Below are 21,633 nucleotides of genomic sequence, written 5' to 3' on the forward strand. Positions count from 1 at the left end.
TTTCGCCGTCGAGGAGACTCCGCGTCATGAGCCTGCCGCCCGCCGCCGCCATCGATAACCGCCACGCCACGCTGATCGAAACTGATCTGCCTTCGCGGCTGGACCGCCTGCCTTGGGGCCGCTTCCATACGCTGATCGTGGTCGCGCTCGGCGTGACGTGGCTGCTCGATGGGCTCGAAGTGACGCTGGCCGGCGCGGTCGCAAGCGCGCTGAAAACGAGCCCGGCGCTGCGCTTCTCGAATGCCGACGTCGGTCTCGCGGGCAGCGCATACATTGCCGGCGCGGTGCTCGGCGCGCTCGGTTTCGGCTGGCTGACCGACCGTCTCGGCCGCCGCAAGCTGTTTTTCATCACGCTGGCCGTCTATCTGGCCGCAACTGCCGCGACCGCGCTGTCGTGGAGTCTGATGAGCTTCATGGTGTTTCGCTTCCTGACCGGCGCGGGTATTGGCGGTGAATACACGGCGATCAACTCGACGATCCAGGAATTTACGCCGGCGCGCGTACGCGGCTGGACCGACCTTGGCATCAACGGCACGTTCTGGATCGGCGCGGGGCTCGGCGCCGCGGGCTCGCTGGTGCTGCTCGATCCGCATCTGCTACCGGCCGACTGGGGCTGGCGCGCGTGCTTTTTCATCGGCGCGGTGCTCGCGCTCGCGATTCTGCCGATGCGCATGTGGGTGCCCGAAAGCCCCCGCTGGCTACTTACGCACGGCGACGAGCGCGACGCGCGCACGATCGTCGAGAGGATCGAGACACGTTTTCGCCACGACGGTCACTCGCTCGCCGACGACGCCCTCACGCGCCTGCGCCTGCGCGCGCGCGACCATACGCCGTTGCGCGAGGTGTTCCATGTGCTGTTCGACGTGCACCGGCGCCGCGCGCTGGTCGGCCTGACGCTGATGACCGCGCAGGCGTTTTTCTACAACGCGATCTTTTTCACCTACGCGCTCGTCCTGACCGACTTTTATCACGTGCCGGGCGACGACATCGGCTGGTACCTGCTGCCTTTCGCGCTCGGCAATTTCCTCGGACCGCTCGTGCTCGGCCGGCTGTTCGACGTGATCGGTCGACGCAAGATGATCGCCTCGACCTACGCGATGTCGGCGATCCTGCTGACGCTGTCCGGCTATCTGTTCGAGCAGCAACTGCTCACCGTCGTCATGCAGACGGTCGCCTGGATGGTGATTTTCTTCTTCGCGTCGGCAGCCGCGAGCTCCGCCTATCTGACCGTGAGCGAATCGTTTCCGCTCGAAATCCGCGCACTCGCGATCGCGGTTTTCTATGCGTTCGGCACCGCGCTCGGCGGCATCATCGGGCCGGCGTTTTTCGGCCGGCTGATCGACACGCATCAACGCAGCGAGGTGTTTTCGGGCTATCTGGTCGGGTCGGCGTTGATGCTCGCGGCGGCGCTCGTCGCGGCGATCTGGGGTGTCGACGCGGAGCGCAAATCGCTCGAACATGTGGCGACGCCGCTGTCGAGCGTCGCGGACGGGGGGAACGGCGTTGACGGCGCACCATGAAAAACGCGCGGACCGTGCCGCGCGTGCCTGACTGCTTTGTTGCCCGTTGACTGCCTGGTTCGCTTTGCGCCAAATCAGGCGGCAAGCGCCGCGAATCCGCCGCTCAGAACGCCTTCTTCCAGCCGCCGCCGTACGCGATGTCCGCGAGCGCCGCGCGCTGACGCGGCGCCTTCTCGCGCTCACGCAGAACCGGGTCCAGTTTATCGACATCACCGTAGTGGCCGAGCGAGATCATCGCGATCGGCTCGACGTCCTTCGGCAATTCGAAGGTGGCGCGGAACGCGTTCACGTCGAAGCCGCTCATCTGATGCGCGGCGAGGCCAAGCGCGTGCGCCTGCAGCACCAGCGACATCGCCGCCGCGCCCGCGTCGTAAAACGCGCAGCGGTTCACGTCGCCCTTGTTGGTCAGGGTGTGCGCGGTCACCGCGATCAGCACCTGCGCGGGCGCATTCCAGCCCTGGTTGAACGGCACCAGTGTGGCGAAAGCCTTTTTGAACGCGGGTTCGTCGACGTTGCGATCGAACACCACAAAACGCCAGGGTTGCGCGTTATACGAAGACGGCGCCCAGCGAGCCGCTTCGAGCACGGCGCGCAACTGGTCGCGGCTCACCGGCTCGGTCGAATACGCGCGGGGGCTCCAGCGGCCTGCGATCAGCTCGTGAATGGCAACTTCAGTTGAGGCGGGTTTGTTGGCCATGCGCTTCTCTCGGTAGAAATTCATGATCGCCGGGCGGCTGCCCGGGGCCACATAGGATAACGGGCTTTCGGCGCGCGCTCCAACTCGCAGCGCGACGCTACGCGCGCTGACTACGAAAAACCACACGGCCCCGTTGTGGGGCCGTGCGTCGTCGCTTCGGCGATGGCGAATCTGCGCGGATCGTGAGGGCGCTTCAGATTGCCTGTGGCATCGGCGCCTTGGCCGGGCGGTTGATGCGCAGCACGATCACCGCCGCGATGAGGCACAAGCCGCCGGAAATCATCGACGCCACCGTGTAAGTGCCAAGGCTCGCGCGCAGCATGCCCGCGCCGAGCGCCGCAAACGCCGCGCCGAGCTGGTGGCCCGCCACCACCCAGCCGAACACGACCGGCGCGGATTCCTTGCCGTAGACGTCGGTAGCAAGCCGCACAGTCGGCGGCACGGTGGCGATCCAGTCGAGACCGTAGAACACCGCGAACAGCGGTAGCCCGAAGAAGTCGATGCCGAACGCGTGCGGCAAATACATCAGCGACAGTCCGCGCAGCCCGTAGTACCAGAACAGCAGCACGCGGCTATTGAAGCGGTCCGACAGCCAGCCCGACAGCGTCGTGCCGAACAGGTCGAACACGCCCATCGCCGCGAGCAGCGAGGCGCCCTGCACTTCGGTCATCCCGTAGTCGCCGCACATCGCGATCAGATGGGTGCCGACATAGCCATTGGTGCTCGCACCGCAGATAAAGAAGCTAAAGAACAGCAGCCAGAAGTCGCGCGTTTTGCTCGCCGACGCAAGCGTGCCGAACGCGATTGCCAACGGATTCTGCTTCGTCACGGTCGTGGTGATGGGCGCGTCATGCGGTTCGCCGTACGGGCGCAACCGCATGCTGGCCGGATGCTCCGGCAGCAGGAACGCGACGAGCGGAATCACCACGGCGGCCGCGAGCGCGACGACCCACACGACCTGGCGCCAGCCGTAATGCTCGGCGATGGCCGCGAGCAGCGGCAGGAACACCAGCTGACCGGTCGCCGAACTGGCGGTCAGGATGCCCATCACGAGACCGCGGCGCGTCGTGAACCAGCGCGTGACGACGGTCGCCGACAACGACAGCGCCGCGACCCCGGTCGAGCCGCCGACCATCACGCCCCAGATCAGCACCATCTGCCACGGATGCGTCATCAGCGACGACAGCGCGACGCCCGCGGCCATCGTGCCGAGCGCGGTGAGCAGCGTCGGACGTACACCGAAGCGCTGCATCGCGGCAGCCGCGAACGGCCCCATCAACCCGTACAGCGCAATGTTCACGGAGATCGCGAGCGAAATGGTCGCGCGGCTCCAGCCGAATTGGTGCTCGAGCGGCACCATCATCACGCTCGGCGTCGCCCGCGTACCCGCCGCCGCGAGTAGCACCAGGAACACGACGGCAACGGTCAACCAGCCGTAGTGGAAACGTCCGCCTATCAGTCGCGCAGCCCAGTTCATCGGTTCTCCCATCGACGCGGCGAGGGTGGCGGCGTCGTTCGCTTTGTTACGGCTTCGGTAAAGGACTTGTGACTGATCGGTCACAATGGTGTTGCGATCTTAGTTACCGATCGGTAACATGTCAAGGCGTCAATTCCATTCGGGTGACTTTCCATGTCCGGCAGCGAAACTCTCAAGCCCGCTCGTGCCCGGCGCGCGCGCGGCGTGCAAACCGCCGGGCCGCAGGCGCAGCAACATCTACTGCGCGCGGCTAGCGAGCTGTTTTACAGCGAAGGCGTGCGCTGCGTCGGCGTCGACGCGGTGGTCGAGCGCGCGGGCGTGAACAAGATGAGCCTGTACCGGCAGTTTTCGTCGAAGGACGAACTGGTCATGGCGTACCTGGAGCAGAAGGACGAGCAGTTCTTCGGCTACGTCGAGAAGAGTCTCGCGAAGCATCCAGGCGAGCCGGCGAAGCAACTTCAGCAGTATTTCGACGACCTCGCGGTGCGCGCCTCGGTCGACGATTACCGCGGCTGCGCGTTCATGAACGTGTCGGTGGAGTTTTCGGATACCGCGCACCCAGCGCGACAGTTCGTGTTTCGCAACAAGCGGCACCTGATGGCACGCCTGCTCGAACTCACGACAGCGGCCGGCGCCGACGATCCGCAAGCGCTCTCCGACGGGCTCGGTCTGCTCATCGAGGGCGTATATGCGGCGAGCCAGACTTACGGGCCGGGCTGCGGGCCGATCCTCGCCGCGCCGAAGGTCGCCGCTCAGTTGATTGCAGCCGCTTGCGGGGAGACTCGGGCTCGCTGAGCCAGTCCGTCAGCCGGGTCCATTAAAATTACGTTTTTTTCCGCCGCGTCCATCCGCCATGCCGTTGCCCGCAGAATCCCACGATGCCGTCATCGCCGCGACCCGTCACTGGCTGACGGAGGCCGTGATCGGCCTGAACCTGTGCCCGTTCGCGAAGGCCGTGCATGTGAAGGGTCAGATTCGCTACGCGGTCAGCGAAGCGGACAGTCTCGAAGCGGTCCTAACCGATCTGGAAGCCGAGCTGCAGACGCTCGTCGCGGCCGACCCCGCCGACATCGACACGACGCTGCTGATCCTGCCGCGCGCGTTCAGCGACTTTCTCGACTTCAATGACTGCCTGTTCTTCGCCGACCGGCTGATCCAGCAGCTGAAGCTTGAAGGCGTCATTCAGATCGCGAGCTTTCATCCGCATTACCAGTTCGAAGGCAGCGCGCCCGACGATATCGAAAACTACACGAACCGGGCGCCCTATCCGATCCTGCATCTGCTGCGCGAGGACAGCATCGAGCGGGCCGTGCAGGCCTTCCCCGATGCGGAAGAGATTTACGAGCGCAATCAGGAAACGCTGCGGCGCATCGGCCTCGCGGGCTGGGATGCGCTGATGAAGCGCTAGACCGCGCCTCAGGCCGGCACGAAAAACCGCTCTTTCAGCGCATCGAGCCCGAGCGTTTCCAGCACTTCGCCGAGCCGCTCGGCCGGCCGGCGCCGCGGCAGATCCTTGTATTGCGCGATGATCAGCTCGTTTTTCATCGAGTGTTCCCAGCCGACCAGCTCGGTCACGCTGACCTGATAGCCATGCGCTTCGAGTTGCAGGCAGCGCAACACGTTGGTGATCTGGCTGCCGAATTCGCGCGTATGCAGCGGATGCCGCCAGATTTCCGTCAGCGCGTTCTTCAGCGACCTGCCTTTGTTCTGCCGCAGCACGCCGGCCACCTCGGCCTGACAGCAGGGTACGACGACGATGTACTTCGCGTGCTTTTCGAGCGCGAAGCGGATCGCGTCGTCGGTCGCGGTATTGCACGCGTGCAACGCGGTCACGATGTCGATTTCGGCGGGCAGGCGCGTCGACGTGATCGACTCGGCCACCGACAGATTCAGAAACGACATCCCCTTGAAGCCGAGCCGCGCTGCCAGCTCTTCGGACTTCGTCACCAGCTCTTCGCGCGTTTCAATGCCGAAAATGTGGGAAGCCCCACCAGCGGCGTCCTGAAACTCCTTGAAAAACAGGTCATACAGAATAAAACCGAGGTATGACTTGCCGGCGCCATGATCGACGAGCGTGAGCGATCCCTGCTGGTCCTTCAGGTCCTTGAGCAGCGGCTCGATGAACTGGAACAGATGGTAGACCTGCTTCAGCTTGCGACGGCTGTCCTGATTCATCTTGCCGTCACGCGTGAGGATGTGGAGTTCCTTCAGCAGTTCGACAGACTGGTTGGGGCGGATTTCGTGGGTTTTGCCGGACATCGTGTAGGCCGCCATCAATTGCCGCGCGAACGTGCGACAGATGACGGAAAAGGAGAAAAGATGCTGCCAGTTTACCCAAAGTGCAGCAGTCCCAGCGAGGACGCCGCGCGGATCACGTGAGACATGCGCTCAACTGAAACATTTCCTGCGCGAACGACGATGTGCAGAAGCGTCTCGGGGAAGGCCAAAAATAGCTTTAGCGCCGGCTCAGCCTGCGGGTGCGAGCCGCGACGCTGAAAACAGGAGGCTGCCCGGCCCTGGTGCCGGGCACGCGAACCGGATGGATTGGGGGGAGAGCGGCCCCGGAACACGGGCCGAACATTACGTAACCAGCAGCGCCGGCTCGACAACCGGTCGCGCGCTCGGACGATCAGAGAAGAGGCGGCAATGGATACGGTACCCAACGGAAATGTCGAACAGAAGTTCCAGGAAATGCTGGCGAAGCTCACCGCCGCGCCGGCGTGGTCGGAGAAGCAGCAACTCGAGCTGGAGATGGCGCGCGACATCTCCACGGAAATGCTGCGGCTCGCCGAGGTCATGCGCGACGGCAGCGTCGACCTCGAAACCTGCCTGACGATGCTCAAGTACGCCAAAGTGCTCGACTTCGTCATGACGACGCTCGCGTCGCGACGCGACATCAAGCCGCAGACGCTGCGGGTGATCTTCAAGCTCGCCGGGCTGAAGGTCGATGAGGCCTATCCGGGTTAGCGCGTCGCCACGTTGGTTAGGATGGCCAGGTATAGCGTCTCTCGTGCACGGCAAGACTGCTGCAACACGACTGCGCGCGGGCGGCTCGATGCCGCTCGCGACGCAGGCTTCCATACTCCCCCTCCACGGTTGTCTCACGCGCGCGGCGCCTCGACGGGCGGCGTTCCCTCATGAAATAGCGTCTTCAGCTGCGCGCGCAGCTCCGGCGAATCCGCATGCTTGTGAACGCTGACGGCATGCTGGACCGCGGCTTCGAGCAGTTCGCCCTCGCTGTCGGCGGACAGCGCGACAGTGCAGTTCATTTCGCTCGGAAACTCGCGACAGTCGATATATTTGCGGGCCATGGCAACCTCCTTGATTCTGACGATCGACCCTTCCACCGATTTAAGACGCGATGCGCGTCGGCTGCCGGCGCGCGGCAGTGAGGCGCGCCGCAGCGGCTGCGTCGGCAGTGACATGATTGGAGCTTGACGCGGAGAACGACGCGAACGGCGCCTGATGGAAGGTGTTTGAAAAGTATAGGTCGCGTGCCGCGCGAGCCAAGCGGTGAACGCGATGCACAGCGGTCGGAAGAAAGACTGAATCCAGTATTCTCCGGCCTGGAACGCTCAGGCCCGCCGCGTGGCCGGATTCCCGCCGGTCTGCCTGCGCAGGACAGCGTTCGTTCGGCGCCGTTTGCCGCGCACCGCGCGCGGTGTGACAATAGCGCCCTTCGCGCCGCCCGTGCGCCCGGTCTCTACGGCGCACCGTCTTTTTTCCCCGCTGATCCGCTGAACCGCATGCCATCCTCGCTCGATTCCGTCCGCGTCGCCGTGATCGGCGGCGGCCCCGCCGGCCTAATGGCCGCCGAGACGCTTGCCCGGGGCGGCGTGCAAGTCCATGTGTACGACGCGATGCCGTCGGTCGGCCGCAAATTCCTGATGGCGGGCAAAGGCGGCATGAACATCACGCATTCGGAACCGCTCGAGCCGTTTCTCGACCGCTACGGCGCGCGCCGCGAGCACATCGCGCCGTTGCTCGATGCGTTCGGGCCCGACGCACTTCGCGCGTGGCTGCGCGAGCTGGGCGTCGAGACGTTCGTCGGGAGTTCGGGCCGCGTGTTTCCGTCCGACATGAAGGCTGCGCCGATGCTCCGCGCGTGGCTGCATCGGCTGCGCGAAGCGGGCGTGCAGTTCCATATGCGTCACAAGTGGAGCGGCTGGTCGTCTGCTTGCGACACCGAAACCACGCACCGCCTGCGCTTCGACACACCAGATGGCGCGCACACAGTCGCATGCGACGCAGTGGTCTTCGCGCTCGGCGGCGCCAGCTGGCCGCGTCTCGGCTCCGACGCCGCGTGGGTGCCATTGATGACGTCGCGCGACGTGCAGGTGACGCCGCTGCGTCCCGCGAACTGCGGCTTCGACGCGGACTGGAGCCCTTATCTGCGCGAGCGTTTCGCCGGTCAGCCGATCAAGCCGGTCGCGATCTCGCTCACCGATGTAGACAAAAAAGTCCACAATCGACAAGGTGAAATACTTCTGACCGAAACGGGCCTCGAAGGGAGTCTGATTTATGCATTGTCGGCGCCGATCCGCGAGCGGATTCTGGCCGACGGCGAGGTCACGATCGCGCTGGATCTCGCGCCAGGCCTGCCGCTCGAGCGGGTCGTCGAGGAAGTGACGCGGCCGCGCGGCTCACGCTCGATCGCGAGTCATCTGCATGGGCGGATCGGCATCGGCGGGGTCAAGCTGGCGTTATTGCACGAGGTTCTGTCGAAAGAAGCGTTCGCCGACGCGGGCGGCCTCGCCCATGCGATCAAGGCGCTGCCGGTCCGGCTGCTGCGCGCGAGACCGATCGGGGAAGCGATCAGCTCGGCGGGAGGAATCCCGTTCGAGGCGCTGGACCCGCATCTGATGATCGAGCGCATGCCCGGCGCTTTCTGCGCGGGTGAGATGCTCGATTGGGAAGCGCCGACCGGCGGTTATCTGCTGACCGCCTGTTTTGCCAGCGGGCTGGTGGCCGGCCAGGGAGCATACGCGTATCTGGAAGCGCGCGGCACGTTGGCGTGACGCGCGTAATCGCTGTCACCGCGCCTTGAGCCGCCACAGCGACGTGACCTCGGCGGCGCGCGCAACATACAGCGGGTCGTTCTGATCGCTCGCCTTCGGATGCCGGGGACGAATGTCCTCCCGCCCCGCGACACTGAGCCCTGCGTGATCGATCGCCGCCAGCAGCCACTCGCGCGTGCGCAGCCCCAGGTGCTCGGCGAAATCCGAAATGATCAGCCAGCCCTCGCCGTCCGGCGTCAGATGATCGGCAAGGCCGTTCAGGAAGCCGAGCAGCATGCGGCTGTCCGGATCGTACACCGCGTATTCGAGCGGCGACGCGGGCCGCGCCGGCACCCACGGCGGATTGCAGACGACGAGCGGCGCGCGCCCGTCCGGAAACAGATCCGCCTGCACGATCTCGACCTGCTCGCCGTAGCCAAGACGCGCGAGATTTTCACGAGCACACGCCAGCGCGCGCGCATCCTGATCCGTCGCGACGATCTTGCGCACCCCGCGTTTGGCCAGCAGCGCGGCGAGCACGCCGGTGCCGGTGCCGATATCGAACGCGAGGTCGTGTGACGGCAGCGGCGTGCGCGCGACCAGATCGACGTACTCGCCGCGCACCGGTGAGAACACGCCGTAATGCGGATGGATGCGCTCGCCGAGAGCCGCAATCTCGACGCCTTTCTTGCGCCATTCGTGCGCGCCGATCAAGCCGAGCAACTCGCGCAACGACACCACCGACTTCTCGCCGGTCGCCGGGCCATAAGCTTCGATGCAGGCCTGCCGCACGTCGGGGGCGCGGCGCAGCGCAATGCCGTAGTCGGCATCGAGCGGAATCAGGATCATGCCGAGCGTGCGCGCTCGTTGCGACTGCGCCTGCCGGTGCAGATTGAACGCGTCGAGCGGTGTCGCTCCCGGCTTGCGCGGCTTGCGTTCGAGCCGGCGAGTGACTGCCTGCAGCAGTTGGCGCGCGTTCTGGAAGTCGCCGTGCCACAGCAGTGCGGTGCCTTCGGAGGCGAGACGGTAGGCCGAATCGGCGGTGGTGCGGTCGTCGGCGACGACAACGCGCTTCGGCGGCGGCACGGCCGCTTCGGAACGCCAGCGCGCGGTGCGCGGGCCGTCGGCTTCGGGCCAGGTGAGAGTTGCGGGGCTAGTCATGGTGCAATGGAGTCGATGTGGCGTCGCCGGCGACGTGGACCGCGGTAGCGGATCGACATGTCCGACGGCTGACTGCCATCCCGGGCGACGCCCGAATAGTACCGTACCGCCGCCACGCGGATTCACAGAGCGACATGCATCGGTGACGGTGATGAGGTGAGTTTAGACGCGCCAGTTGTAGACCAAAAAGTCCACAATCGACAAGGTGAAAGAGATATCGTGATTTTTAAGCCATCGAGCGGCTCACCTCACGCCACTCTTGCCTCTCGCCCGCACGAGCCAAAGACAAAAAAGCGCCGTCGAATCCGACGGCGCTCACATTGAGGCGTGTTTGCTGCCGCAAAAAGCGCAGACACCTGCACCGACGGAGCCACGTTCCGTCGGCGCCGATGCCCGATCAGCCGGTCAGCACCGAGTTGTACGTGGTACCCGCGACCACCACGTTGTTCAGCGTGATGCCGTTCGTGTTGACCACGAATATCGGTCCCGGCACGGTCGACGAAGCCGGGCCCACGCAAACCGGGGTACCCAGGTCGCAGTTCGAGATCGTCACGCCGGTGATTGGCGGGACCGTCGGCACCGGCAGCGGACCGTTGTAGTCCGCTGCCACGGGGCCCTGTGCGACGATCGCCTGGAAGCACGAATTCGCCCCAGCGGTAAAGCCGGTAGGCATCGTGTACTTGACGCTGCCTGAAACGTCGGTAGCGTTGACGTTCGAGATGTTGACGTTGTTGATCGTCGCTGGATTCCAGCGCACCGCATCGCTGGCCGGGCTGTAGTCGCAGTCAAATGTGATCAGGCCGCCCTGGCCCGTCGCCGGATTGCTCACCAGTCCGTTCGTGCCCGTGCCCGGCACCGCACCCGGCGCGCTCGAAACCGCTAGCGGGCTGCTGTAGTTGCTGGGCGCGAGATTGACACCGTGGGGCAGCGTCACGCCGTTGATCCACACATTGTTGATAAAGCCGCCGCGGTTCATGTTTGTCTTGAAGCGCAGCGCGATGTTCAACGGGTTGCTTGCCCAGTTCTCGTTCTGCATCGTCAGATTACGAGCGTAGACGTTTTGGACACCCGCGCTCATTTCGCTGCCGATCGTCAGGCCGCCGTGGCCGCTTTGCATCGTGCAGTTCTGGACGACGATGTTCTGCATCGGACCATATTCGGTGTCGAGGCACTTGCCCGACTTGATCGCGATACAGTCGTCTCCGGTGTTGAACTGGACATTCTGTACGAGCACCGTGTTGCACGCATCCGGGTCGAAGCCGTCATTGTTCGGGCCGACGCTATCGGCGAACACACCGTCGATCACCACGTTCGAGCAGGCGGTCGGATGGTGCTGCCAGAACGGCGTGTTCTGCGTGTGATAGTTCTGCAGCAGCACATTGGTGCACCCGATGAACTCGACCATGCACGGACGCAGATAGTGTCCGTTGCCGAACACACGGTTCAGAACCGGCACGCCGAGTTCGGACAGAGCCGGCAAGTAGTTCTGATCCTGATCCCAACCGGAAGTCGTGCTGAGCAACGTCATCAACGTCGTGGTCACGCCGTCCTGGTTCGTGAACGACACGTTGGCCTTCGGATTCGTGATCTGCGACGCGGGCAGCGTCGTCAGTGGGTTGTTGGTGTTGAGAGGGTTCGAGTAGCCCTGCGACGGCGTCGTCGTTTTACTCGTGCAACCGTACTCGTTAGCCGTGCCCTTGAAGGTCCACCAGCACGAGGTCGGCGTCTGGGTGCTCAGCTGCATCGGCGTCATTGCCTGACCATTCAGCACGCAGGTGTTGTCGTCGGCGGTCAAGGCGATGTTCTTCTGCTGATACGCGTAGATCGGCGAGCCGAAGTTCAGGCAGTCGTTGGCCTGCCAGCGGGTCCAGTAGAGGTTGCCGTTTGCCGTCGGGTACGGACCATTCTTCGCGTAGTCGGCGGGGTTCGGGCTGAAGTAGATCGTGCAGCCCGAGGTCAAGTGGAAATTCACGTTGCTCAGCATCACGATCGGGCCGCCGCAATACCAGTTGCCGGCCGGCACGACCACACGACCGCCGCCCGCCTGATTCGCGGCGCGGATCGCGGCGTTGAACGCCGAGCATGCGTCGTATGCGGTGTCCGTGTAGTCGCACGGGACCATGATGTTCGAACCGGGGCTTTGCTGGTCGTTGCTCGGATATAAGGTCTGTTCGCTGCCGCCCGTGACCCAGGGAATCAGGCCGCCAGGCCACGCCGTCGACTGAATCAGCGCAGCCGCGGGCAGCTGTTGCGCGCCGTACGTCGTGACCTGGAAATCGACCGACGGGAACATCGAAGTCGTGATGCCGGCGAGCTTGTTGATGATCGCGGTGGCTTCGCCGTTCGTACCCCAGATCGGATCGGCATCCGCGGCTCCAGGCGTCGTGGTGGCCGACGTGCCGCCGCTAGCGGCGGGCGTGTCAGTCGAGCCGCTACAGCCGGGCAGACCGGCGAGCAGTCCAGCGCCAGCCGTCGCGCCGGCGAACGCCAGAAAGCTGCGGCGAGCCGGCGATTGCGGACGCGCCTGCTGTGCGTCGTTCAGAAAATCTTCCACTTTTTTGGTCATAAAACCTTTGTCTCCTGTCGCTCTATGTGGTGTGGACGCGCACGCAGCGATGGCGGGCGTGGATATTCTTATCGCCATCTTGTAAGACGACGTACAAATAAACGGCGTTTACCTTAGCAGCAAAGGCCGCGAAACAAGCTCGTTTTTCGAAGAAATTTTCGATTCTGCCGCGAAAATCAGGGTATACGGATTTTCCCTCGGCTTCCGCTTGATGTTAGACATATGATAACTTTCAAGGCAAATTTCCGTAAGCAAGTCGACCCGACTGGGTCGCTGCCGGGCTCAGCTCGCCGAGGACTCGCGTCGCACAACGAAAAAACCCCGTAAAGCCATTGGCTTTACGGGGTCTCGGTTGGTGCCGAACTCCGGCGTCTTGCTGGGTGATTTGAATGCCGAAAAAAGAAAAACCCCGCCGAAGCCTCTGCTTCGACGGGGTTTTCCGGTATTTCCAGTTACTGCTACTAACGCAATTTGGTGCCGGCTGCAGGACTCGAACCCGCCACCTCATGATTACAAGTCAAGCGCTCTACCTGATGAGCTAAGCCGGCATGAGGCCGTGATTCTACTTCATTTCACGATCTTAAGGCGAGCCCTTCCGCTGCCTTTCGAGCCGTCGTCGTCGGGCTCCGGTTTGTCGTCCGCGTTGGCGTCCGAGGCTGGGTCGGCCGGCGAAGTTTCGACTGCGCGCGGCGCCGGTGCGTCGGCTTCATCCGCGGCATCCGCGCCCGAATCCTGCGCCTCGCCGCCCGCCGATTCGACCGGGAACGCCATGCCCTGGCCGTTTTCGCGCGCGTAGATTGCAAGAATATTGGCGACCGGCACCTCGATCTTGTGCGACTTGCCGGAGAAGCGCGCGTTGAACTCGATCCACTCATTGCCCATCTGCAACTGGCTGGTCGCCTCGAAGCTGATGTTCAACACGATCTCGTTGTCGCGTACAAACTGACGCGGAACGCGCGTCTGATTGTCGACCCGGACCGCGATGTGCGGTGTGTAGCCGTTATCCGTGCACCACTCGTAGAGCGCGCGCAGCAGATAAGGCTTCGTGGAAATCTCTTGCATCAACAGTCCTCTTGCGGGCGCAGGCGCGCATCAAAGCGATGCGGCGCCCGCGCTCCAAAGCCAAACTCAACGACGCATCACCTTTTCCGACGGCGTCAGCGCTTCGATATAAGCCGGGCGGCTGAAAATGCGCTCGGCGTACTTCATCAGCGGCGCAGCGTTCTTCGACAGCTCGATGCCGTAGTGGTCCAGACGCCACAGGAGCGGCGCGATCGCCACGTCGAGCATCGAGAACTCTTCGCCGAGCATGTACTTGTTCTTCAGGAAGATCGGCGCGAGCTGCGTCAGGCGATCGCGGATCGCGAGGCGCGCCTTCTCGTGATTCTTTTCTGCCGCCTTGCCCTTTTCGTTTTCGAGCGTGCCGACGTGGACGAACAGCTCTTTCTCGAAGTTGAGCAGGAACAGGCGCGCGCGTGCGCGCTGCACCGGATCGGCCGGCATCAGCTGCGGGTGCGGGAAGCGCTCGTCGATGTACTCGTTGATGATGTTCGATTCGTACAGAATCAGGTCCCGTTCGACGAGAATCGGCACCTGACCGTACGGATTCATCACGGCGATGTCTTCCGGCTTGTTGAACAGATCGACGTCGCGGATCTCGAAGTCCATGCCCTTTTCGAACAACACCAGCCGGCAACGCTGGGAGAACGGGCAAGTAGTGCCGGAATACAGAACCATCATGTTTGCGTTTCCTCAAAAAGCTGAAGGGCCAGCACGCGGAAAAACCGTTCAGCAGGTCTTTCCTGGCGCCGGCCCCACACCGTGTAACGGCGTGATTATTTGATATGTTTCCAGTACGCGGCGTTCAGTCGCCAGGCGAAAAAGCTCAGGATACCGAGGAACAGCAGCACCCACACGCCAAGTTGCTTGCGAGTTTGCTGCGTCGGCTCGGACATCCATGACAGGTACGACACGAGGTCGGCCACAGCAGAATCATAATCTACCGGCGACATCGTCCCCGGAGTCAGTTGCTGGAAGCCACGGAATTTGTGTACCGTTTCGCCGGTTTTTTCGTCGGTTTCATCGCCGAATTTCGCCGCACGCTGCCCCTGAAGCTGCCACAGCACGTGAGGCATGCTCACGTTTTCGTACACCAGATTGTTCCAGCCGGTCGGCCGCGTATCGTCGCGGTAAAAGCTGCGTAGATACGTGTACAGCCAGTCCGCGCCGCGCGCCCGCGCCTCCACCGACAAATCCGGCGGCGTCGCACCGAACCACGCTTTCGCGTCTTCCGGGCGCATCGCCACGGTCATCGTGTTGCCGACCTTGTCGGTGGTGAACAGCAGGTTCGCCTGGATTTCATTCGGCGTAATGCCGAGATCGGTCAGCCGGTTGTAGCGCATCAGGTTCGCGCTGTGGCAATTCAGGCAGTAGTTTACAAACAATTGCGCGCCGCGCTGCAAAGAAGCGAAATTGTTTGTGTTATCCGGCGCGCGATCAAGCGGGAAATTCTCGTCCGCGTGGACCGGAGCGGCCAACAGGGCGAGCACGGTCGCGCCGACCAGCGCGCACATCGAAAGCAGTTTTTTCATCTTCGTATTCTCCTGGCTCGCGATTAGTGAGGCTTGAACCGCACCCGTTCCGGCGGCTGCTTGAACTTGCCAAGCCGCGTCCAGAAGGGCATGCCGAGGAAAAACGCGAAGTAGATCAGTGCGCAGATCTGGGCGATCAGCGTCGAAGCCGGCGATGGCGGGCGCGTACCGAGGAAGCCGAGCGTCAGAAACGCGATCACGAAAATTCCGAAGAAAACCTTGTGGAAAAACGGCCGGTAGCGGATCGACTTGACGGGCGACCGGTCCAGCCACGGCAGGAAGAACAGCGAAATCACCGCGCTGCCCATGACCACGACGCCCCAGAACTTCGATTCGGTGAACACCATCGCGACGATCACCAGCACCGCGAGCACCGGCAGGCCGAGCTTCCACGTGCCGCGGGCACGCACGAGCGCGAGCAGCCCGAGCAGCGCGATGACGATCATTAGCACGATCTTGAATGGATCGGTGGTGGCGCGCAGCATCGCATAAAAAGCGGTGAAGTACCACACGGGCGCAATTTCCGGCGGCGTTTGTAGCGGATTCGCGGGGATGAAGTTGTTCGCCTCAAGGAAGTACCCGCCCATTTCCGGCGCGAAGAAGATGATCGCCGCGAAAATCAGCAGGAAGATCGTCACACCCATGAAGTCGTGCACCGAGTAGTACGGGTGGAACGGAACGCCGTCGAGCGGCACGCCATCCGGGCCCTTCTTCGCCTTGATCTCGATGCCGTCGGGATTGTTCGACCCGACTTCGTGCAGCGCCACCAGGTGCGCGATCACGAGGCCGACCAGCACCAGCGGAATCGCGATCACGTGAAACGCGAAGAACCGGTTCAGCGTGACGTCGGAGACCACGTAGTCGCCGCGAATCCACAGCGACAGATCCGGTCCGATGAACGGAATCGCCGAGAACAGGTTCACGATCACCTGCGCACCCCAGAACGACATCTGGCCCCACGGCAGCAGATAGCCGAAAAACGCCTCGGCCATCAGACTCAGGAAAATCAGGCAGCCGAAAATCCACACGAGTTCGCGCGGCTTGCGGTACGAGCCGTACAGGAGCCCGCGGAACATGTGCAGATACACGACGACAAAGAACATCGACGCGCCTGTGGAGTGCATGTAGCGGATCAGCCAGCCCCACGGCACCTCGCGCATGATGTACTCGACCGACGAGAACGCGAGCGTCGCATCGGGCTTGTAGTTCATCGTCAGGAAAATGCCGGTGACGATCTGGTTGACCAGCACCAGCAACGCAAGCGAACCAAAGAAGTACCAGAAGTTGAAGTTCTTCGGCGCGTAGTACTCGGAAGCGTGCTTCTTCCACGCGGCAGTCATCGGGAAGCGCTGGTCGATCCAACCAGCCAGCCCGGTCGTCTCTACTTCGTGTTCGCTCGCCATTACGCTTCTCCTTTTTCGTCCTTCCCGATCACAAGGGTCGTCGCCGACGTGAACATGAAGCGCGGGATGTCGAGGTTCTGCGGAGCCGGTTTGTTCTTGAAGACGCGGCCGTCCATGTCGTAGGTCGAGCCGTGGCACGGGCACAGGAAGCCGCCGGGCCAGTCGTCGGGGAGGTTGGGCTGCGCGCCTTCTTGGAAGCGTGGTGTCGGCGTGCAGCCCAGATGCGTGCAAACGGCGACGGCGACCAGCAGATGCTTGTTCTCGGCGCGTGAACGGTATTCGTTGTTGCAGTAGTCCGGCAGCGGCATCGAGAACGGATTCAGCGAGTGGGGATCCGCCACCTGGCTATCGGCCTTCTGGACATCGGCGAGCATGCGGTCCGTGCGGTTGATGATCCACACCGGCTTGCCGCGCCAGGCGACCGTCATCATGTCGCCGGGCTTCAGACCGCTGATATCGACTTCGACCGGGGCGCCTGCGGCCTTGGCCTTTTCGGATGGTGCAAACGAACCAACAAAGGGTACGACAACGGCAACACCTCCTATGCCGCCTGCTACGGTCGTCGCTACCAGCCAGTTACGGCGGCTGCCATCGACGCGTTCATCTTCTTTGTCTCGCATTACACGCCCCACTTCTGAGTTGGATTTTTCCTTCACGTCGCTTCTACCGCCGCTAGTTTGCTCGAATGGAGTCGCCATTTACAAGGGCCGATCTCCAAAAACCGTGCGAAGCCCTTGATAACTCAGGGTTTATCCGTACCGATCGCAGACTTTTTCACACCTCCTTTTAAGTGCCTTCTGCGGTATTCATGCCTTTTTCTTCGTGAATGCAATTCGCAATTCAAACTGGATTAGGGATATCGATAAACAGGTGTTCGATATCGAACGATTCGGACAGATGCTTGCCCACCGCCTGCACGCCGAAGCGTTCGGTCGCGTGATGACCGGCCGCGAGAAACGCGACGCCGCTTTCCGCCGCCGTGTGCATCACCGACTCCGATACCTCGCCGGTCACGTAGACGTCGACGCCCGCGTTGATCGCCGCGTCGAACATGCCTTGCGCGGCGCCCGTGCACCAGCCGACGCGGCGCAGTTCGAGATCCGGATCGCCGAACACGAGCGGCGTACGGCCGAGCGTCTGCTCGATTTCGGCGCTCAGGTGCGACAGCGTGATCGGCATCGGCAACGTGGCAAGCCAGCCTAGATCGTTCTCGCCAAAGCGCGCGTCGCTGATCCAGCCCATCTTCGCGCCGATCTGCGCGTTGTTGCCAAATTCGGGGTGATCGTCGAGCGGCAGATGGTAGGCGAACAGGTTCAGATCGTTCGTGAGCAGCAGCTTCAGGCGCGCATGTTTGCGGCCGGTGATCTGCGGCGCCTCACTGCGCCAGAAGTAGCCGTGATGGACCAGCACGGCGTCTGCGCCCCAGTCGATCGCGGCCTCCAGAAAGGCCACCGATGCGGTCACGCCGGTCGCGAGTTTGTTGATCCGGCGGCGCCCTTCGACCTGCAATCCGTTCGGGCAATAGTCCTTGAAGCGCGCGGTTTCAAGGAGATTGTTCAAGTACAATTCAAGTTCAATCCGATCCATATAGACCTCTAGTCTTCAGATGCTTAGACGCTTCTGGCTGTTATTCGCCCAGGCGGTGACGGTGCTGTTGGCGCTGATGTTCATCATAGCGACCCTCAAACCGCAGTGGCTTCAGCGTCAAGGGCAGTTCGGCAGACAACTCGCCGAACCGATCGTCGCGCTGCGGGAAGTGTCGCCGGGCATGAGCCATGGCCACGCCGAAGCGTCCTATGCCGAAGCGGCGCAAAAGGCCATGCCCGCGGTCGTCAACGTGTTCTCCAGCAAGGATGGCTCACTGCCTCCCGACCCGCGCGCCAAAGATCCGCTGTTCCGCTACTTCTTCGGCGACAGGAACAATCGCAAGCAGCAGGAGCAGCCTGCCTCGAATCTCGGCTCAGGCGTGATAGTGAGTTCGGAAGGTTACATTCTAACGAACCAGCACGTGGTCGACGGCGCCGATCAGATCGAGGTCGCGCTCGCCGACGGCCGCACCGCCAGCGCGAAGGTCATCGGCATCGACCCCGAAACCGATCTGGCCGTGCTCAAGGTCAACATGACCAACCTGCCCACCATCACGCTCGGCCGGATAGAACAGACCCGCGTCGGCGACGTCGTGCTCGCGATCGGCAATCCGTTCGGCGTCGGGCAGACCGTGACGATGGGTATCGTCAGCGCGCTGGGCCGCAACCACCTCGGCATCAACACGTTCGAAAACTTTATCCAGACCGACGCGCCGATCAATCCCGGCAACTCGGGCGGTGCGCTCGTCGACGTGAACGGCAACCTGCTCGGCATCAATACCGCGATCTACTCGCGCTCGGGCGGCTCGCTCGGAATCGGCTTCGCGATTCCGGTGTCGACCGCGCGCAGCGTGCTCGAGAGCATCATCACGACCGGCACGGTCACGCGCGGCTGGATCGGCGTCGAACCGCAGGACGTGACGCCGGAAATCGCGGAGTCGTTCGGGCTCGATCAGAAGTCGGGCGCGATCGTCGCGGGCGTGCTGAAGAGCGGACCGGCCGACCGCGCGGGCATCAAACCCGGCGACATCCTGACGAACGTGAATGGCCAGGAGATCACCGATACCACGCGTCTGTTGAACGTGATCGCGCAGATCAAGCCGGGCACGTCGGCGAAGGTGCATCTGGTGCGCAAGGGCCATCAGATCGATATCGACGTGATGATCGGCAAACGCCCGCCGCCGCCGAAGCAGGCGCCGGACGATAGCGGCGGCGATCAGCCCGATGACGACGGCGGTTGAGGGTGACTAAGGCTCCGTGCAACGAAAAAGGGCAGTCCGCGTTGGACTGCCCTTTTCATTTCGACTTGCCACACCTCAACTCGACGGCGGACTCGCATCCTCGACGACTGCCGGCTGCTTGCCGACGATCAGCCGCGCCGCGATGATGCCCGCTTCGTAGAGCAGAATCAGCGGAATCGCGAGGATCAGTTGCGAAAACACGTCCGGCGGCGTCACGACGGCCGACACGACGAATGCTCCGACGATCACATACGGCCGGATTTCCTTGAGCTTTTTCAGCGTCAGCACGTTCATGCGCACCAGCAGCACGACGACGATCGGCACCTCGAACGTGACGCCGAACGCGATGAACATGGTTAGCACGAAGCTCAGGTAATTGTCGATATCGGTCGTCATCTCCGCGCCGAGCGGCGCGTTGTAGTGCGCCATTACGCGGAAGATGGTCGGAAACACGACGAAGTACGCGAACGCCATACCGCACAGGAACAGCGTATAGCTGCTCGCGACGAGCGGCCCGACCAGCTTCTTCTCGTGCTGATAGAGTCCCGGCGCGACGAACGCCCAGATCTGGTACAGCACGACCGGCAGCGCGATCACGAAGGCGACCAGCATCGTCACTTTCATCGGCACGAAGAATGAGCCGGTGACGTCGGTGACGATCATCTTGCCGTCCTTCGGTAGATTCATCATCAGCGGCCGCGCGAGCAGTTTGAAGATGTCCGGCGCCCAGTACACGAGCCCGATAAACACAACGATGACGGCGAGTCCCGCACGGATGATGCGGTCACGCAGTTCGACGAGGTGGGAAATGAAGGTCTCTTCAGTGCCTTCGTTCTGGGATTGCTGGGGGTCGCTCACACCGGCCCTCGGTTAGAGATTGTCGATCTGAACATCAGAAAAACCGCGTCGGACGACGCAGGTTGACAGGCGTATGCCGCGCCACGCGCGCGGCGCCCGACTGCACGCGCGTACGGCGCAGGCTCGCACGCTTGTACCAGGTGGGCGTGGCGCTCTGCTGGACGCGCCAGTTCTTGCGTTTGGGCGTGGCGGCCGGCGTGCTGACCGGCCACGAGGTGGCACCGGTGCTACCGGTGGCAGCGTCTTCGAGCGCGCCGCCGGCGATACTCGGCGACACCGACGTACCGCTATTCCACGCTTCGTTCAGCTCACTCTCATGCTTGCGCAGATTGTCCTGGACCGCCGTTTCGACATTGGTCGCGGCCTTCTCGAACTCAGTCTTCATGCGCCGCAATTCGTCGAGTTCGATTTCGCGCGTGACCTCGGCCTTCACGTCGTTGATGTACCGCTGCGCGCGGCCGAACAGCGCACCCGCCGTGCGAGCCACACGCGGCAGGCGCTCAGGCCCGAGGACGACCAGCGCGACGACGCCGATCAGCGCCATCTTGGTTAGACCGAGGTCCAGCATGAATTGGAATGTCCGTCAGAAACGCGGGAACGGCGCGAACGCCGCAGCTTAGCGGTAGTCGCCCGAATGCGGCGCCTTTTCCTTCGCTTCGACGTCCACCGCGCCGTTGCGCGGCAGCTCGCGCTGCTGCTGTTGCGTGTCGGCCGACGGCGATTCGGCTTCCTTCATGCCTTCCTTGAAACCTTTCACTGCGCCGCCCAGATCGCTGCCGATGTTGCGCAGCTTCTTCGTGCCGAACACGAGCGCGACGATCAACAGAACGATCAACCAATGCCAAATACTCAGCGAACCCATGACTGCTCTCCTTAACCCCGATACCGCATCTCGATGCGGCAGATTTGCATAACCTGAAGCGCGGACGCTTCGTCTCCATGTATCTCTAAGTTACCGCAGGCCGCCCCGGCTCGCTCGCGACGCCGCCGTCACCACCGTTGTCATTCTGGTCAGACGATCGCGTCGACGTTATTACACAGCGGTAGAAACAACGTCAGCACTATTGTCCTCGACCAAAACTCGCGGCGGCATTGCCTTTCACCCGGCACGCACGACACGCGAACCTGCGCTCAGCCCATGCGTTGCCAGGGGCGCGGTCCCGCGAGAATGTGCGCGTGCAGGTGATACACCTCCTGACCACCACCCGGACCAGTATTGATTACCGTGCGAAAGCCCGTTGCGCCACCGGAGTAAGCGACCCCCAATTGCTCGGCCAGACGCGCAGTCAGGACAAGCATTCTACCAAGCAGAGGCGCGTCGTTTTCGGTGCAATTCGACAGCGTCGCGATGTGCTTGCGAGGAATCACCAGCACGTGCGTTTCGGCCGCCGGACGGATGTCGCGAAAGGCGACGAACTCGTCGTCTTCGTGGACCTTGGTCGACGGGATTTCGCCGGCGGCGATCTTGCAGAAAAGACAGTTCGGATCGTGACTCATCGTATTCCTGACGCGATATGACTTAAGCGAGCGAAGCCG

Annotated in this window: 22 protein-coding genes and 1 tRNA gene; 6 read left to right on the top strand and 17 right to left on the bottom strand. The window is 62.9% G+C overall.

The window, feature by feature from the left end; all coding sequences use genetic code 11:
* Positions 1–26 precede the first annotated feature (26 nt).
* Positions 27–1,520, top strand: coding sequence for an MFS transporter (locus tag L0U81_RS14100; protein WP_233803610.1), 1,494 nt, complete (start codon positions 27–29; stop codon positions 1,518–1,520).
* A 103-nt stretch (positions 1,521–1,623) separates the two neighbouring features.
* On the opposite strand, the gene L0U81_RS14105 is transcribed toward L0U81_RS14100, so the two are convergent.
* Positions 1,624–2,217 (bottom strand): nitroreductase family protein, encoded by a 594-nt coding sequence (locus tag L0U81_RS14105; protein ID WP_233803612.1) that lies wholly within the window; start codon positions 2,215–2,217, stop codon positions 1,624–1,626.
* Between the two features lie 193 nt (positions 2,218–2,410).
* The gene (locus tag L0U81_RS14110) at positions 2,411–3,694 is read right to left on the bottom strand and encodes an MFS transporter (protein ID WP_233803613.1); all 1,284 of its coding nucleotides are present in this window, start codon (positions 3,692–3,694) and stop codon (positions 2,411–2,413) included.
* 153 nt (positions 3,695–3,847) lie between these two features.
* On the opposite strand from L0U81_RS14110, the gene L0U81_RS14115 reads away from it, so the two are divergent.
* Both L0U81_RS14115 and L0U81_RS14120 read left to right on the top strand, forming a co-directional pair.
* Positions 3,848–4,489, top strand: a complete 642-nt coding sequence (locus tag L0U81_RS14115; RefSeq protein ID WP_233803614.1) for a TetR/AcrR family transcriptional regulator — start codon at positions 3,848–3,850, stop codon at positions 4,487–4,489.
* 58 nt (positions 4,490–4,547) lie between these two features.
* Complete coding sequence (locus tag L0U81_RS14120) at positions 4,548–5,102, top strand: DUF1415 domain-containing protein (protein WP_233803616.1); 555 nt, start codon at positions 4,548–4,550, stop codon at positions 5,100–5,102.
* Positions 5,103–5,110: 8 nt separating this feature from the next.
* Here L0U81_RS14120 and L0U81_RS14125 read toward each other — a convergent pair whose 3' ends face one another.
* Positions 5,111–5,953 carry a class I SAM-dependent methyltransferase gene (locus L0U81_RS14125; RefSeq protein WP_233803618.1) on the bottom strand — a complete coding sequence of 281 codons (843 nt, stop codon included), beginning with the start codon at positions 5,951–5,953 and terminating at the stop codon, positions 5,111–5,113.
* Positions 5,954–6,340: 387 nt separating this feature from the next.
* Here L0U81_RS14125 and L0U81_RS14130 point away from each other — a divergent pair, with 387 nt between their 5' ends.
* A complete protein-coding gene (locus L0U81_RS14130; protein WP_008918698.1) occupies positions 6,341–6,661 on the top strand; it encodes a hypothetical protein in 321 nt (106 codons plus the stop codon).
* Positions 6,662–6,795: 134 nt separating this feature from the next.
* Here L0U81_RS14130 and L0U81_RS14135 read toward each other — a convergent pair whose 3' ends face one another.
* On the bottom strand, positions 6,796–7,005 hold the full coding sequence (locus tag L0U81_RS14135; protein ID WP_233803620.1) for a DUF1059 domain-containing protein: 210 nt from the start codon (positions 7,003–7,005) through the stop codon (positions 6,796–6,798).
* A gap of 435 nt (positions 7,006–7,440) precedes the next feature.
* Here L0U81_RS14135 and L0U81_RS14140 point away from each other — a divergent pair, with 435 nt between their 5' ends.
* Positions 7,441–8,712 carry a TIGR03862 family flavoprotein gene (locus L0U81_RS14140; protein ID WP_233803622.1) on the top strand — a complete coding sequence of 424 codons (1,272 nt, stop codon included), beginning with the start codon at positions 7,441–7,443 and terminating at the stop codon, positions 8,710–8,712.
* A 15-nt stretch (positions 8,713–8,727) separates the two neighbouring features.
* Here the strand turns inward: L0U81_RS14140 and L0U81_RS14145 are convergent, their stop codons facing one another.
* The 9 genes from L0U81_RS14145 to L0U81_RS14185 all read right to left on the bottom strand — a co-directional run bounded on the left by L0U81_RS14145 (position 8,728) and on the right by L0U81_RS14185 (position 17,999).
* Positions 8,728–9,852, bottom strand: coding sequence for a methyltransferase (locus L0U81_RS14145; protein ID WP_233803624.1), 1,125 nt, complete (start codon positions 9,850–9,852; stop codon positions 8,728–8,730).
* A gap of 397 nt (positions 9,853–10,249) precedes the next feature.
* Positions 10,250–12,418, bottom strand: coding sequence for a glycoside hydrolase family 28 protein (locus L0U81_RS14150; protein WP_233803626.1), 2,169 nt, complete (start codon positions 12,416–12,418; stop codon positions 10,250–10,252).
* 472 nt (positions 12,419–12,890) lie between these two features.
* Positions 12,891–12,966: transfer RNA gene (locus L0U81_RS14155), tRNA-Thr, on the bottom strand.
* 19 nt (positions 12,967–12,985) lie between these two features.
* Positions 12,986–13,480 carry a ClpXP protease specificity-enhancing factor gene (locus L0U81_RS14160; RefSeq protein WP_233803628.1) on the bottom strand — a complete coding sequence of 165 codons (495 nt, stop codon included), beginning with the start codon at positions 13,478–13,480 and terminating at the stop codon, positions 12,986–12,988.
* Between the two features lie 66 nt (positions 13,481–13,546).
* Positions 13,547–14,158, bottom strand: a complete 612-nt coding sequence (locus tag L0U81_RS14165) for a glutathione S-transferase N-terminal domain-containing protein (RefSeq protein ID WP_006052302.1) — start codon at positions 14,156–14,158, stop codon at positions 13,547–13,549.
* Positions 14,159–14,253: 95 nt separating this feature from the next.
* On the bottom strand, positions 14,254–15,009 hold the full coding sequence (locus tag L0U81_RS14170) for a cytochrome c1 (RefSeq protein ID WP_233803630.1): 756 nt from the start codon (positions 15,007–15,009) through the stop codon (positions 14,254–14,256).
* 23 nt (positions 15,010–15,032) lie between these two features.
* Entirely contained in the window at positions 15,033–16,412 is a 1,380-nt protein-coding gene (locus L0U81_RS14175) for a cytochrome b (protein ID WP_233803632.1), read from the bottom strand.
* On the bottom strand, positions 16,412–17,032 hold the full coding sequence (gene petA, locus L0U81_RS14180) for a ubiquinol-cytochrome c reductase iron-sulfur subunit (RefSeq protein WP_233804337.1): 621 nt from the start codon (positions 17,030–17,032) through the stop codon (positions 16,412–16,414). Before petA ends, L0U81_RS14175 begins: the two co-directional genes overlap by 1 nt.
* Before the next feature lie 220 nt (positions 17,033–17,252).
* Positions 17,253–17,999: a Nif3-like dinuclear metal center hexameric protein gene (locus L0U81_RS14185; protein WP_233803634.1), complete on the bottom strand. Its 747-nt coding sequence runs from the start codon at positions 17,997–17,999 to the stop codon at positions 17,253–17,255.
* Between the two features lie 19 nt (positions 18,000–18,018).
* Here L0U81_RS14185 and L0U81_RS14190 point away from each other — a divergent pair, with 19 nt between their 5' ends.
* On the top strand, positions 18,019–19,239 hold the full coding sequence (locus L0U81_RS14190; RefSeq protein WP_233803636.1) for a Do family serine endopeptidase: 1,221 nt from the start codon (positions 18,019–18,021) through the stop codon (positions 19,237–19,239).
* A gap of 75 nt (positions 19,240–19,314) precedes the next feature.
* On the opposite strand, the gene tatC is transcribed toward L0U81_RS14190, so the two are convergent.
* From tatC to L0U81_RS14210, 4 genes are all read right to left on the bottom strand, one after another.
* Positions 19,315–20,097, bottom strand: coding sequence for a twin-arginine translocase subunit TatC (tatC, locus tag L0U81_RS14195; RefSeq protein ID WP_233803638.1), 783 nt, complete (start codon positions 20,095–20,097; stop codon positions 19,315–19,317).
* A gap of 34 nt (positions 20,098–20,131) precedes the next feature.
* A complete protein-coding gene (tatB, locus tag L0U81_RS14200) occupies positions 20,132–20,665 on the bottom strand; it encodes a Sec-independent protein translocase protein TatB (RefSeq protein WP_233803640.1) in 534 nt (177 codons plus the stop codon).
* Between the two features lie 48 nt (positions 20,666–20,713).
* Positions 20,714–20,959 carry a Sec-independent protein translocase subunit TatA gene (gene tatA, locus L0U81_RS14205; protein WP_233803642.1) on the bottom strand — a complete coding sequence of 82 codons (246 nt, stop codon included), beginning with the start codon at positions 20,957–20,959 and terminating at the stop codon, positions 20,714–20,716.
* A gap of 269 nt (positions 20,960–21,228) precedes the next feature.
* The gene (locus L0U81_RS14210) at positions 21,229–21,594 is read right to left on the bottom strand and encodes a histidine triad nucleotide-binding protein (RefSeq protein ID WP_233803644.1); all 366 of its coding nucleotides are present in this window, start codon (positions 21,592–21,594) and stop codon (positions 21,229–21,231) included.
* Between the last annotated feature and the right edge of the window lie 39 nt (positions 21,595–21,633).

The sequence above is a fragment of the Paraburkholderia sp. HP33-1 genome, from assembly GCF_021390595.1.
Lineage (GTDB): Bacteria > Pseudomonadota > Gammaproteobacteria > Burkholderiales > Burkholderiaceae > Paraburkholderia.

What these genes read in the sequence shown, in the direction of transcription:
- L0U81_RS14145 (WP_233803624.1), bottom strand. Translation starts at nt 9,852, where the DNA reads ATGACTAGCCCCGCAACTCTCACCTGGCCCGAAGCCGACGGCCCGCGC.
- tatB (WP_233803640.1), bottom strand. Translation starts at nt 20,665, where the DNA reads ATGCTGGACCTCGGTCTAACCAAGATGGCGCTGATCGGCGTCGTCGCG.
- L0U81_RS14210 (WP_233803644.1), bottom strand. Translation starts at nt 21,594, where the DNA reads ATGAGTCACGATCCGAACTGTCTTTTCTGCAAGATCGCCGCCGGCGAA.
- L0U81_RS14185 (WP_233803634.1), bottom strand. Translation starts at nt 17,999, where the DNA reads ATGGATCGGATTGAACTTGAATTGTACTTGAACAATCTCCTTGAAACC.
- L0U81_RS14140 (WP_233803622.1), top strand. Translation starts at nt 7,441, where the DNA reads ATGCCATCCTCGCTCGATTCCGTCCGCGTCGCCGTGATCGGCGGCGGC.
- petA (WP_233804337.1), bottom strand. Translation starts at nt 17,032, where the DNA reads ATGCGAGACAAAGAAGATGAACGCGTCGATGGCAGCCGCCGTAACTGG.
- L0U81_RS14130 (WP_008918698.1), top strand. Translation starts at nt 6,341, where the DNA reads ATGGATACGGTACCCAACGGAAATGTCGAACAGAAGTTCCAGGAAATG.
- tatA (WP_233803642.1), bottom strand. Translation starts at nt 20,959, where the DNA reads ATGGGTTCGCTGAGTATTTGGCATTGGTTGATCGTTCTGTTGATCGTC.
- L0U81_RS14175 (WP_233803632.1), bottom strand. Translation starts at nt 16,412, where the DNA reads ATGGCGAGCGAACACGAAGTAGAGACGACCGGGCTGGCTGGTTGGATC.
- L0U81_RS14100 (WP_233803610.1), top strand. Translation starts at nt 27, where the DNA reads ATGAGCCTGCCGCCCGCCGCCGCCATCGATAACCGCCACGCCACGCTG.
- L0U81_RS14135 (WP_233803620.1), bottom strand. Translation starts at nt 7,005, where the DNA reads ATGGCCCGCAAATATATCGACTGTCGCGAGTTTCCGAGCGAAATGAAC.
- L0U81_RS14105 (WP_233803612.1), bottom strand. Translation starts at nt 2,217, where the DNA reads ATGGCCAACAAACCCGCCTCAACTGAAGTTGCCATTCACGAGCTGATC.
- L0U81_RS14160 (WP_233803628.1), bottom strand. Translation starts at nt 13,480, where the DNA reads ATGCAAGAGATTTCCACGAAGCCTTATCTGCTGCGCGCGCTCTACGAG.
- L0U81_RS14165 (WP_006052302.1), bottom strand. Translation starts at nt 14,158, where the DNA reads ATGATGGTTCTGTATTCCGGCACTACTTGCCCGTTCTCCCAGCGTTGC.
- L0U81_RS14190 (WP_233803636.1), top strand. Translation starts at nt 18,019, where the DNA reads ATGCTTAGACGCTTCTGGCTGTTATTCGCCCAGGCGGTGACGGTGCTG.
- L0U81_RS14150 (WP_233803626.1), bottom strand. Translation starts at nt 12,418, where the DNA reads ATGACCAAAAAAGTGGAAGATTTTCTGAACGACGCACAGCAGGCGCGT.
- L0U81_RS14110 (WP_233803613.1), bottom strand. Translation starts at nt 3,694, where the DNA reads ATGAACTGGGCTGCGCGACTGATAGGCGGACGTTTCCACTACGGCTGG.
- L0U81_RS14125 (WP_233803618.1), bottom strand. Translation starts at nt 5,953, where the DNA reads ATGTCCGGCAAAACCCACGAAATCCGCCCCAACCAGTCTGTCGAACTG.
- L0U81_RS14115 (WP_233803614.1), top strand. Translation starts at nt 3,848, where the DNA reads ATGTCCGGCAGCGAAACTCTCAAGCCCGCTCGTGCCCGGCGCGCGCGC.
- L0U81_RS14170 (WP_233803630.1), bottom strand. Translation starts at nt 15,009, where the DNA reads ATGAAAAAACTGCTTTCGATGTGCGCGCTGGTCGGCGCGACCGTGCTC.
- L0U81_RS14120 (WP_233803616.1), top strand. Translation starts at nt 4,548, where the DNA reads ATGCCGTTGCCCGCAGAATCCCACGATGCCGTCATCGCCGCGACCCGT.